This window comes from Ralstonia sp. SA306 (genome assembly GCF_054792405.1).
In genome coordinates, this window is record NZ_CP096451.1 from 1783955 (window position 1) to 1795970 (window position 12016).

Sequence of the window (12016 nt, forward strand, 5' to 3'; positions counted from 1 at the left end):
TCCGTGACCGCTCGCTCCTCCGCCCCCGCCTCCGGCGTTTCGCTGGCGGCGCACACGCCCGCCCCTGTTGATGTCGCCCCGATTCCGCCCACGCCCGAACAGCAGCAGTTCGTGGACTGGCTGCGCGAGGTGGCGCCTTACATTCACTCCTTCCGCGACAAGACCTTCGTGATCGGTTTTGGCGGCGAGCTGGTCCAGGCCGGCATGCTGGGCGCACTCGTCAACGACGTCGCGCTGTTGCATGCGATGGGGATGCGCATCGTGCTGGTGCACGGCTCGCGCCCGCAGGTGGAGGAACAGCTTGCCCTGCGCAACGTGAAAACCCAGTTCGTGGATGGCGTACGCGTGACGGACGCCGCCGCGCTGGAATCCGCCAAGGAAGCCTCCGGCGAACTGCGTCTGGACATCGAAGCGGCCTTCAGCCAGGGCCTGCCCAACACACCGATGGCCGGCGCGCGCATGTCGGTGGTGTCCGGCAACTTCGTGACGGCGCGGCCGGTGGGCATCGTCAACGGCGTGGACTTCCAGCACACGGGGCTGGTGCGCAAGATCGATGCGGAGTCGATCCAGCACTCCCTGTCCAACCGCAAGATCGTGCTGCTCTCGCCGCTGGGCTTTTCGCCGACGGGCCAGGCGTTCAACCTGTCGATGGAAGATGTGGCAGCCAACACCGCCACGGCGCTTAAAGCCGACAAGCTCATCTTCATCACGGAGCTGCCCGGCATCATGGACCGCGTGGGCAAGCTGCAGCAGGATCTGTCGATGGAAACTGCCATCGAACGCCTGCGCGACGGCAGCCTGTCACACGACACCGCCTATTACCTGCAGCACATCGTCAAGGCGATGCGCGGCGGCGTGCGCCGGGCGCACGTAATCCCGTTCGCGCTGGACGGCAGCATCCTGCTGGAGCTGTTCCTGCACGATGGCGTGGGCACCATGGTGTCGCACACCGATCTGGAATACCTGCGCGAGGCCACGCTGGACGACGTGGGCGGCATCGTCTCGCTCATCGAGCCGCTGGAAGCCGACGGCACGCTGGTGCCGCGCGAACGCCGTCTGCTGGAACGCGACATCGCCAACTTCTCCGTCATCGAGCACGACGGCATCATCTTCGGCTGCGTGGCGCTGTATCCGTACCCGAAGGACGGCATGGCCGAAATGGCCTGCCTGATCGTCTCTCCAGACAGCCAAGGTACCGGCGACGGCGAGCGCCTGCTCAAGCACACCGAAGTGCGCGCCCGTGCGCTGGGCCTCAAGCGCCTGTTTGTGCTCACCACGCGGACGGAACACTGGTTCCTCAAGCGCGGTTTCGTGCGTGCCAGCGTGGACGACCTGCCGGAAGACCGCCGCAAGCTCTACAACTGGCAGCGGCGATCGATGGTGCTGATGAAGAAGCTCTAAACCCTTGGCGCGCGTCGTGGAATCCTAGCCCGGCGGCGCGCCGCCTTTACAATAGCGGCACCTGCGTCGCGCTTGAGCGGCGCTCCCGCCACACAAGAGGAATCCCCATGGCCCGCATGGTCCACTGCGTCAAGCTCAACAAGGAAGCCGAAGGTCTCGACTTCCCGCCCCTGCCCGGCGAACTGGGCAAGAAACTCTGGCAAAGCGTCTCGAAGGAAGCCTGGGCCGGCTGGCTCAAGCACCAGACCATGCTCATCAACGAAAACCGCTTGAACATGGCCGATTCGCGCGCACGCCAGTACCTGCTCAAGCAGACCGAGAAGTACTTCTTTGGCGACGGCGCAGACGAGGCTGCCGGCTACGTGCCGCCGCCCTCGGCCTGATCTGCCGCGACAAAAACAAAGCCGTTCAGCGCAAACTGAACGGCTTTTTTGTTTGGGCAACCCCAATTCAAAGTACTGCAGCAAGCACAAAAAAAGCTGCCCATTTGCATGAGCAGCTTTCCAATAAGCGAACAGCGATCAAAAATCGCGGCGCTGCACACCCGCTTCGGTACCCAGCAGCAGCACGTTGGCACCGCGCTTTGCAAACAGGCCGACCGTCACCACGCCCGGAATATCGTTGACGATCGATTCGAGGCCCTTCGGATCGGCAATACGCAGGCCCACCACATCGATGATCACGTTGCCGTTATCGGTCTTGTAGATCTGGCCTTCCTTGGTCATGCGCAGACGCGGCTGGCCGCCCAGCGCAGCGAGCTGGCGGGCCACGGCGGCACGTGCCATGGGCACCACTTCCACCGGCAACGGGAATGCACCCATCGTCTCAACGAGCTTGCTGCCGTCAGCAATGCAGACGAACACGCTGGCAACCGAAGCAACGATCTTTTCGCGCGTGAGCGCACCGCCGCCGCCCTTGATCATGGCGCCCGAGGCGTCGATTTCGTCAGCGCCGTCCACGTAGACGGGAATGGCATCGACTTCGTTCAAATCGAGCACCGTGAAGCCGTGGCCCTGCAGCCGACGCGTTGACGCCTCCGAGCTGGACACCGCGCCAGCAAAGCGCGCCTTGTGCGGCGCCATCGCGTCGATGAACAGGTTGGCCGTCGAGCCGGTGCCAACACCCAGAACAGCGCCCTCAGGCACGTTGGCCAATACGTAATCTGCTGCGGCCTGCGCCACCAGCGCCTTCAGTTCATCCTGCGTCATCGCAAAAACTCGGTCGGATCGGAAAACCCGGTAGTGTACCGGATCAATGCGGTGGCTCTCGGCCGGCTGGCGGAGCCAAACCCGCGGAGTACAATCGATTCACCTTTCCACCTCCAGCGCAACGTTGGAACGTACTTCGGACTCGCTTCATGACTCAGCTCGATCAACTCAAGCAGTTCACCACCGTCGTCGCCGACACAGGCGATTTCCAGGCCATGCGCGCCTACGCGCCGCACGATGCAACGACCAATCCGTCGCTGATCCTCAAAGCCGTGCAGAAGGCTGAATATCGCCCGCTGCTGGAACAAGCCGTGCGCGACGCCCGCAGCGACAGTGTGGAAGACATCATCGATGCCGTGCTCGTGGCATTCGGCTGCGAGATCCTGTCGATCATCCCGGGCCGTGTGTCGACCGAAGTCGATGCGCGCCTGTCGTTCGACACCGAGGCGACGGTCGCCAAGGCCAAGCATCTGATTGCGTTGTACGAAGCACGGGGCGTGGCGCGCGAGCGCGTGCTGATCAAGATCGCGTCGACGTGGGAAGGCATCCGCGCGGCGGATCAGCTCCGCGCCGAAGGCATCCGCTGCAACATGACGCTGCTGTTTTCGCTGGCCCAGGCGGTGGCTTGTGCGGAAGCGGGCGTGCAGCTCATCTCGCCCTTTGTCGGCCGCATCTATGACTGGTACAAGAAAGATGCCGGCGCCAACTGGGACCCTGTCGCGCAAGGCGGGGCGAACGACCCGGGCGTGCAGTCCGTCCTGCGCATCTACAACTACTACAAGAAGTTCGACTACCCGACCGAAGTGATGGGCGCGAGCTTCCGCAACATCTCGCAGATCGTTGAACTCGCTGGCTGCGACCTCCTGACCATCAGCCCGGATCTGCTCGCCCAGTTGCAGCAGTCCGACGCGCCGGTCGAACGCAAGCTCTCTGCGGACAATGCCAACGCCGCCAACATCGTGCGCCTGCCGGCCGACGAGAAATCGTTCCGCTGGCACATGAACGCCGATGCCATGGCCACCGAAAAGCTGGCCGAAGGCATCCGCCTGTTTGCGGCGGACGCAGTCAAGTTGGAAGCGTTGATTGAGCCGCTGCGCGTGGCAGCGTAAGAAGAACGCCGCGCCTTATCCCAGCATGGCGGGCAAGCACACGCCCGCCGGCTGGTGGATCACCAGATCGGCCGTTGCATCCAGCGCGCTCGGCTCCGGATTCACGACGATCACCTTGGCGCCGTGGTCCTTTGCCAACCCCGGCAGTCCGGCCGCCGGATACACCATGCCGGACGTGCCCACCACCAGGCATACGTCACACGTGTTGGCGGCCTCTTCAGCGCGGTAGTTCGCCACGAGCGGGAGTTGCTCGCCAAACCACACCACGCCTGGGCGCAGCATCGCGCCACACGTCGCACAACGTGGCGGCCTGCCTGGCACGGCCGTGGCGACATCGCATTTGCCGCAGCCACCCAGCCATTTGTTGGCGAACAGGTTGCCATGCAGCTCGACCACGCCTTCGCTGCCGGCGCGCTGATGCAAGCCATCGACGTTCTGTGTGACGAGCGTCACCGTCTTGCGCTTGGCCAGCGCGGCAATCGCAAGATGGGCGGGATTCGGCTGCGCCTGCAGCACGCGCTCGCGGCGCTCCTGATACCAGTCCCACACCATGCGCGGGTGCTTGCGGTACGCGGCCTCGGTGGCCATGTCTTCGGGGTTGAAGCGCGACCACAGGCCGGTCAGCGCATCACGAAACGTGGGCACGCCGGATTCGGCCGAGACGCCAGCCCCCGTCAGCACCATAACGTGCTGGGCGGCCTCGACCCAGGCGTGGGCCTGGGCCAATGCAGCCGCATCGGATGCGGCCGTGGGTTCGACACGCATTACTTCTTGGCAGGTGCCGCTGCCCGCTGGCGCACAGCTTCAAACAGGCACACGCCGCTGGCCACCGACACGTTCAGGCTTTCCACGCTGCCCGCCATTGGAATGCTGACCAGCGCGTCGCACGTTTCGCGCGTGAGGCGACGCATGCCCTCACCTTCGGCGCCCATCACGATGGCAATGGGGCCTTTGAAGTCGGCTTGGTAGAGATCCTGTTCGGCTTCATCAGCCGTGCCGATAACCCACACGCCCCGTTCCTGCAACTCGCGCAGCGTGCGCGCCAGGTTGGTCACGGTGATGTAGGGGACGGTTTCCGCCGCGCCGCTGGCCACCTTGGCGACCGTCGTGTTGATTCCAACGCTGCGGTCCTTCGGCGCAATCACGGCGTGCGCGCCAGCGGCATCGGCCACGCGCAGGCAGGCGCCCAGGTTATGCGGATCGGTCACACCGTCAAGCACCAGCAGCAGCGGCGTGCCTTCGATACCGTCGAGCAGTTCATCAAGATTGAGCGCCAGCGACAGCGACTCTGCCTTGGCAACCACGCCCTGGTGACGATCGGTGCCGGCAATCCCGCGCAAGCGGTCGGCGTCAGCAGGAATGAGGCGAACGCCCGCTGCTTCCGCCGCTTTCAGGAAATCCTGCATGCGGCGGTCGCGGCGGTTGGCCTCGAAGTAGATTTCGTCGATCGACTTGGCGCCGTGGCGCAGTCGGGCGGTGACGGCATGAAAGCCGATGAGGAGCTTGGATTTAGACATGGCGCGATTGTACCCGTCTGCCCTTGCTCCCCGGCCGCTTTAACGCCCCTTGGTCTTATGCGAGGCCTTGCCTGCCACCTTGCGCGGCGCAGCAGTCTTGGCACCACCCTTGGGCTTCGTGCCACGCGCCGGCTGCTTCTTACGCGCCGGCTTGGCATGGGCATGGCCCGGGGGCAGTGCACGGCCACCCGGCTCGAACACCGGCTGCTCTTCGATGACGCGATCGAGCGTCTCGTCGAACGATTCCTCCGGCTTGGCCGTACCGCCCAGCAATGCGGCCAACTGGCGCGGCTTCTTGCGGCCGACCGATGGCGCCGACGTTGCGCCGGCAGGCTGACGCGCGGTCGCGGCTTCCGGCACGCCAGTCACCTTGGCCGGGCGCAGCGCCTTGGTTGAGGGCTCCTGGATCAGGCGGAAATCCATCTTCCGGGCATCCAGATCCACGCGCAATAACTGCACGCGCACGCGATCAGTCAGCCGATAACGGATGCCCGTACGCTCTCCGCGCAGTTCGTTGCGGGCTTCGTCGTATTGGAAGTAATCGCTGCCCAGCTCGGTCACGTGTACGAGGCCTTCCACGTACAGCTCGTCGAGCTGCACGAAGATGCCGAACGAGGTGACCGCGCTGACGGTGCCCGAGAACTCGTTGCCGAGCTTGTCGCGCATGAAGTAGCACTTGAGCCAGGCTTCGACGTCGCGCGAGGCTTCGTCGGCGCGACGCTCATTGGCCGAACAGTGCACGCCCAGTTCATTCCAGATCGCTTCCGCCTTGGCCTTGTTGACCACCGCTGCCGGCACGCCTTTCTCGGCTTCGGCTTGCAAACGACGCGCCTTGGGCGACAGCGCGCTATTCAACTGCACGCCCGGTGCAAGCCCAGGCACGTAACGCGTGCGGTGCAGGATCGCTTTGATCGAGCGATGCACCAGCAAATCCGGGTAGCGGCGGATCGGGCTCGTGAAGTGCGCATACGCCGGATACGCCAGGCCAAAGTGGCCGATGTTGTCCGGGCTGTAGACCGCCTGCTGCATCGAGCGCAGCAGCATGGTCTGCAGCATCGGAGCGTCGGGGCGTGCGGCCACCTTTTCCATCAGTTCGGCGTAATCGGCTGCCTGCGGTTTGTCGCCGCCACCCAGGGTCAAGCCGCTGGTTTTCAGGAAGGCCCGCAGCGCCTGCAGCTTTTCTTCCGTCGGGCCAGCGTGGACGCGATACAGCGCCGGATGTTTGTACTTCTCCAGCATCTCGGCCGCGCAGACGTTGGCCGTCAGCATGCACTCCTCGATCAGCCTGTGCGCATCATTGCGGGTGCGCGGCAGGATCTGCTCGATCTTGCCCTGCGCGTTGCAGACGATGTATGTCTCGGTGGTATCGAAGTCGATCGCGCCGCGCTCGCGGCGGGCCTTGAGCAGCGTCTGATACAGCTCGTACAGGTCTTGCAGGTGCGGCACCAGCGGCGCCCGTTTGGCAGCTTCCGGGCCTTTCACGTTCGACAGAATCGCCCAGACCTCGTTGTAGGTCAGGCGCGCCTTCGAGTGCATCACCGCCGGATAGAACTGATAAGCCTTGACCTCGCCCTTGGCCGTGATCACCGCGTCGCAGACCATGCACAGACGGTCCACTTCCGGGTTCAGTGAGCACAAGCCGTTGGAGAGCTTCTCCGGCAGCATCGGGATCACGCGGCGCGGGAAATAGACCGAAGTCGCGCGATCAATGGCGTCCGCATCCAACGGGTGCCCAGGCCGCACGTAATGCGACACGTCGGCAATCGCCACGATCAGACGCCAGCCCTTGCTGCGGCCGATCTTGACGGGCTCCGCGTAGACAGCGTCATCGAAGTCGCGCGCGTCTTCGCCGTCGATGGTGACGAGCGACACATCGCGCAAGTCGATGCGACCTGCCAGATCGACATCGCGGACCAAGTCGGGCAGCGCTTCCGCCTCGCGCTGCGTCGGCTCGGAAAACTCGTGCGGCACGCCGTACTTGCGCACGGCAATTTCGATCTCCATACCAGGGTCGTCAATCTCACCCAGCACTTCGACCACGCGGCCAATCGGTTGTACGTAGCGGTCCGGATATTCCAGGATCTCAACGCTTACCACCTGGCCAACCTTGGCCTTGCCCTGCCCCTTCGGCGCAATCAGGATGTCGCGGCCGAGACGCTTGTCTTCAGGCGCCACAACCAGCGTGCCACTTTCCGACAGCAACCTGCCGATGACGCGCTTGTTGGCCCGCTGCAGGATCTCGACGATCTGCCCTTCCGAGCGCCCGCGGCGGTCGTAGCCCACGGCGCGCACCAGGGCGCGATCACCGTGCATGGCCTTCTGCATCTCACGCTCGGGCAGGAAGATATCGGGCTCGCCGTCATCGCGCACGAAGAAGCCGAAGCCGTCGCGATGACCGATCACGCGGCCTTCGATGAAATTGGGCTGGTGCGCCAGTTCGTAGCGCCCCTTGCGGTTGAGTTCGATCTGACCATCCCGCTCCATGGCGGTCAGACGCTTGATAAAGCCGTCATGCTCCTTGCGCGTGACAGACAGCGTCTTGGCAATATCGGTAGCAGACAACGGAGACCCCGACGTGCGCAGCACACCGAGGATTTCCTCGCGGCTTGGGATCGGATAAGTCGGTTGATTCAATTTTTTCTTCTAGAGTGTTGACAGGATCGCTGGATCCCGTAATAATTGCAGCTTCGGTACACGCACACCTGCCCAGGTGGCGGAATTGGTAGACGCACTAGTTTCAGGTACTAGCGGGTAACTCCGTGGAGGTTCGAGTCCTCTCCTGGGCACCAGAGTTTAGGAACGGCGCAACGCAAGTTGCGCCGTTTTTCTTTTCCGCGGCCGGATTGCTGTTGTTCAGTTGCTGATGCGACATTCCGCGAAGTGCGACGTGCATTGTGTCTTGGCTATCGCGCCAGGGCCGAGCCGGGATCACCGGACTCACCTGCCCCAAACGCTGGGTGGGCTCGAAGCCCAGTGCATCCACAAAGACACACCTCGCTTCGATCAACCGCGCACCTCGCATTGGGCCACTCCTGCAAAGCCAATCCGTACGCGGGTTTCGGGGCAATATTGCGGCCCGTGACAGCAGGTTACCGAAGTGGCACGCACGACGCAAGCCGCACACGCCACTCCGTTAGCGTCTCGACGCAATCGCGACCAACGCCTCAAACTGATGGCGCCTCGCCGTTGCCGGCCGAACGTGACTTGCCGCGCTTGATCCAGGCCGCCAAGTTATGCGGGCGCAGCGTGTCGTACTCCTCGAACGGCTGATGGATCCACGGATTGGTCGCAAGAAACTGCACGGCATAATCAGGCTTGATCTTCGAGCACGCCTTGTGCCACAGCACAGCAGTACGCACGTCGGTCACGGCCGGATAGCGCTCCTTCAGGTGACGCCCAACGCGCTCCAGCGTGATGCCCGAATCCACCAGATCATCCACCAGCAGCACGCGGCCCGACAACTCGCCACGGGTCATCGTGATGTATTGCGCGATGTCGAGATCGCCCTGCTGCGTGCCTGCGGCTTCGCGATAGCTGCTGGTCGCCAGGATGGCCAACGGCAGGTCGTAGATGCGTGAAAGCTGATCGCCAACCCGCAAGCCACCGCGCGCCAGGCACAGAATCTTGTCAAACTTCCAGCCCGACTCGTGCACGACGAGCGCCAGGCGCTCGATCAGGCCGTGGTAGTCATCCCACGACACCCACAGATGCGAGTCGTCGTTGATCGGCTGGTTCATGGTGTACCTCTTCGTATCGTGAATGCGGCGTGAGTTGCCGCTATCGTGTTCTATGAAAAACGGCGCTCCATGCAAATTCGCCCGGCGAATCACCGGGCGAATCTGAGAGCTATCGCGTCAGTCCTTGTAGGGATGACGCAGGAGGATGGTCTCGTCGCGGTCAGGACCAGTCGAGATCATGGCGATCGGGACGCCGGCCACCTCTTCGACGCGCTTCAGGTAAGCCTGAGCGGTCTCGGGCAGCGCATCCCACTCCTTCAGACCGAAGGTCGAGGTGTTCCAGCCCGGGAATTCTTCGTAGATCGGCTGGCAACGCGCCACGGCATCGGAGCCACGCGGCAGGATGTCGATTTCCTTGCCATCGAGCATGTAGCCGACACACAGCTTGAGGGTTTCCAGACCATCCAGCACATCGAGCTTGGTCATGCAGAGGCCCGACACACCGTTGATCTGGATCGCACGACGCAGAGCGGCGGCATCCAGCCAGCCCGTGCGGCGCGGCCGGCCCGTAACCGAGCCGAATTCCTTGCCGACATTGGCCAGACGCACACCGATCGGATCTTGGCGCGCCGGGTTGTCCGCGTCATACAGCTCGCTCGGGAACGGGCCTGAACCCACGCGTGTGCAATACGCCTTGGTGATGCCAAGGATGTAATGCAGTTGGCCCGGGCCGACGCCTGCACCTGCGGCGGCATTGCCCGCCACGCAGTTGCTCGACGTGACGAACGGATAGGTGCCGTGATCGATATCGAGCAGCGTGCCTTGCGCACCTTCGAACATCAGGTTCTTGCCGGCTGCGTTTGCGGCAAACAGTTCGGCCGACACATCCGTCACCATCGGGGCAATGCGGCCTGCATACGACAGCATCTCGTCCAGGGTCTGCTGGAAGTCCAGCGCCGGGTGATTCAGGTACTGCGTCAGAACAAAGTTGTGGAAGTCCAGGTTTTCGCGCAGACGCTCGGCAAAGTAAGCCGGATCGAACAGGTCCTGCACACGCAGCGCGCGGCGGGCTACCTTGTCTTCGTATGCCGGGCCGATTCCGCGGCCGGTGGTACCGATCTTGGCGGCGCCGCGCTTGGCTTCGCGCGCCTTGTCGATGGCCACGTGATACGGCAGGATCAGATTGGTGGCTTCTGAAATGCGCAGGCGGTTCTGCACCTGCACGCCGGCCGATTCCAGCTCGTCGATTTCCTTGAACAGCGCTTCAGGCGAAAGCACGACACCGTTGCCGATGTAGCACGCGACGCCGTCGCGCATGATGCCCGACGGAATCAGACGCAAGATCGTCTTCTTGCCGCCGATGATGAGGGTATGGCCTGCGTTATGTCCGCCCTGGAAACGAACCACGCCTTGCGCATGATCGGTCAGCCAATCGACGATTTTCCCTTTACCTTCGTCACCCCACTGGGTGCCGATGACGACGACATTGCGTCCTTGGCTCACTGCTGGTGCGGACATGTTGAATTTGCAGATGGGTTAAAAACGTATTCTACCCTTGTTGCCAGGGCCTTCCCTGGAATTACCGGGTATTTACACAACGTTATGCAACAACTTCAGACCGAAGCGTTGCGGGGCTTGACGATCCAGCGACCGCCCTCTTCGACGAGTTGCCGATCATAAGCGAACTCCTCCAGATCTTCCGGGTGGCCCGGCAGCGACTGGATGACAATCTCGCCCGCCGCGCGCAGCGCAGCGATCGCCTCACGAAGCTTGGCATCGCCCGACCAGGGCGCGTGGATGGCAGCGGCGCGCGCCTCCACCGGCGAAATGCCAGCGACCTCGCGCAGATCCAGCGAAAAGCCGGTCGCCGGGCGAGCACGGCCGAAAGCCTCTCCGACCTTGTCATACCGACCGCCACGCGCCACGGCATTTGGCACACCGGCCACATAGGCAGTGAACATCACACCACTGTGGTAGTGGTAGCCGCGCAGGTCGGCCAAGTCGATGTTGACGGTCGCACCGCCTGCGCGCTCGGCCAGCGTAGCCAAATCGTCCAGCGCACGGCCGATGGCGGGCAGCGCGGGCAACTGCTTGCGCGCACGACCCAGCACATCGACACCGCCGTACAGTGCTGGCAGCAGGTTGATGGCGTCGCGCTGCGCCGGCGGCAGATCGGCCGTGATGGCGCGCAGAGCAGGCACATCTTTGGCTGCGAGCGCCGTGAAGAGGTCATCCTGAAGGCCGACGGCAACCGGCGATTGCTCCAGCAACGCCGCCACCACCCCAACGTGGCAAAGGTCCAGGCGTACATCGGCCAGCCCCGCGGCCGACAGCGCGGCGAGCATCAGCTCCTGAATTTCCAGATCGGCTTCCAGACCGGCATGGCCATAGATCTCAGCGCCGATCTGCAGCGGCTCGCGCGTGACGTGAAACCCACTCGGGCGGGTATGCAATACCGACCCCGCATAGCACAGGCGCGTCACGCCAGCGCGGTTCAGCAAATGGGCGTCGATGCGGGCGACTTGCGGCGTGATGTCGGCGCGCAGGCCGATGGTGCGGCCTGAAAGTTGATCGACCAGCTTGAACGTCTTCAGGTCCAGATCGTGACCGGTGCCCGAGAGCAGCGACTCGATGTATTCCAGCATGGGGGGCATGACCAGTTCGTAGCCGTAAGTACGGAACAGGTCGAGCATGCGGCGGCGCAACTCTTCAATCTTGCGCGCCTCTGAAGGCAGCACATCAGCAATGGATTCAGGCAGCAGCCAATTGGTCGGCATGGCGGTCTCGCTCGGGAGTCTTGGTACGGCAGAAATTCGTAAAAAACGCAGGCAGTGCGCTAGCGATGCAGCAACCGCAGGAGGATCAGTCCGATCGCCATCGACACTAAGCCGATCGCGCGAAGCTTTTCGTCCGGCAGTTCGGTCAGCGTCTGGAAGGCGCGTCGCCAAGCCCGCGGCGCCACGAACGGCAGGATGCCCTCGAATACGAGCACCAGCGCGCACGCTGCCAGCAAAACGGTGGGGAGTGACTCTTCCATGGGATGCGCTTGGAGAACGAACAAAACCCCGGCAAGCCGGGGTCTGTCCGCCTCAAATGATCAGCGA

11 protein-coding genes and 1 tRNA gene are annotated in these 12016 nt (G+C 63.4%); 4 read left to right on the top strand and 8 right to left on the bottom strand.

Annotation, left to right across the window (positions count from 1 at the left end):
- Positions 1-3 precede the first annotated feature (3 nt).
- Entirely contained in the window at positions 4-1401 is a 1398-nt protein-coding gene (gene argA / locus M1D44_RS08545) for an amino-acid N-acetyltransferase (RefSeq protein WP_024975949.1), read from the top strand.
- 107 nt (positions 1402-1508) lie between these two features.
- Positions 1509-1784, top strand: coding sequence for an oxidative damage protection protein (locus M1D44_RS08550; protein ID WP_004626344.1), 276 nt, complete (start codon positions 1509-1511; stop codon positions 1782-1784).
- A gap of 138 nt (positions 1785-1922) precedes the next feature.
- Here the strand turns inward: M1D44_RS08550 and rpiA are convergent, their stop codons facing one another.
- The gene (gene rpiA, locus M1D44_RS08555; RefSeq protein WP_024975950.1) at positions 1923-2609 is read right to left on the bottom strand and encodes a ribose-5-phosphate isomerase RpiA; all 687 of its coding nucleotides are present in this window, start codon (positions 2607-2609) and stop codon (positions 1923-1925) included.
- A 149-nt stretch (positions 2610-2758) separates the two neighbouring features.
- Here rpiA and tal point away from each other — a divergent pair, with 149 nt between their 5' ends.
- Complete coding sequence (gene tal, locus M1D44_RS08560; RefSeq protein ID WP_024975951.1) at positions 2759-3718, top strand: transaldolase; 960 nt, start codon at positions 2759-2761, stop codon at positions 3716-3718.
- A 15-nt stretch (positions 3719-3733) separates the two neighbouring features.
- Here tal and M1D44_RS08565 read toward each other — a convergent pair whose 3' ends face one another.
- The 3 genes from M1D44_RS08565 to rnr are packed head-to-tail and all read right to left on the bottom strand — an operon-like array spanning position 3734 to position 7869.
- Positions 3734-4483 carry an SIR2 family NAD-dependent protein deacylase gene (locus M1D44_RS08565; protein ID WP_024975952.1) on the bottom strand — a complete coding sequence of 250 codons (750 nt, stop codon included), beginning with the start codon at positions 4481-4483 and terminating at the stop codon, positions 3734-3736.
- Positions 4483-5235: a 23S rRNA (guanosine(2251)-2'-O)-methyltransferase RlmB gene (rlmB, locus tag M1D44_RS08570; RefSeq protein ID WP_012761781.1), complete on the bottom strand. Its 753-nt coding sequence runs from the start codon at positions 5233-5235 to the stop codon at positions 4483-4485. Before rlmB ends, M1D44_RS08565 begins: the two co-directional genes overlap by 1 nt.
- 39 nt (positions 5236-5274) lie before the next feature.
- Positions 5275-7869 carry a ribonuclease R gene (gene rnr / locus M1D44_RS08575; protein ID WP_316853764.1) on the bottom strand — a complete coding sequence of 865 codons (2595 nt, stop codon included), beginning with the start codon at positions 7867-7869 and terminating at the stop codon, positions 5275-5277.
- A 70-nt stretch (positions 7870-7939) separates the two neighbouring features.
- Here rnr and M1D44_RS08580 point away from each other — a divergent pair.
- Positions 7940-8024 (top strand) — tRNA-Leu (locus tag M1D44_RS08580).
- Positions 8025-8399: 375 nt separating this feature from the next.
- Here M1D44_RS08580 and M1D44_RS08585 read toward each other — a convergent pair.
- The 4 genes from M1D44_RS08585 to M1D44_RS08600 all read right to left on the bottom strand — a co-directional run bounded on the left by M1D44_RS08585 (position 8400) and on the right by M1D44_RS08600 (position 11949).
- Entirely contained in the window at positions 8400-8972 is a 573-nt protein-coding gene (locus M1D44_RS08585; protein ID WP_024975954.1) for a phosphoribosyltransferase, read from the bottom strand.
- A 117-nt stretch (positions 8973-9089) separates the two neighbouring features.
- On the bottom strand, positions 9090-10430 hold the full coding sequence (locus M1D44_RS08590) for an adenylosuccinate synthase (protein WP_024975955.1): 1341 nt from the start codon (positions 10428-10430) through the stop codon (positions 9090-9092).
- Positions 10431-10525: 95 nt separating this feature from the next.
- Positions 10526-11689 carry an ATP phosphoribosyltransferase regulatory subunit gene (locus M1D44_RS08595; RefSeq protein ID WP_024975956.1) on the bottom strand — a complete coding sequence of 388 codons (1164 nt, stop codon included), beginning with the start codon at positions 11687-11689 and terminating at the stop codon, positions 10526-10528.
- 59 nt (positions 11690-11748) lie between these two features.
- Positions 11749-11949, bottom strand: coding sequence for a DUF2065 domain-containing protein (locus tag M1D44_RS08600; RefSeq protein WP_024975957.1), 201 nt, complete (start codon positions 11947-11949; stop codon positions 11749-11751).
- Positions 11950-12016 lie beyond the last annotated feature (67 nt).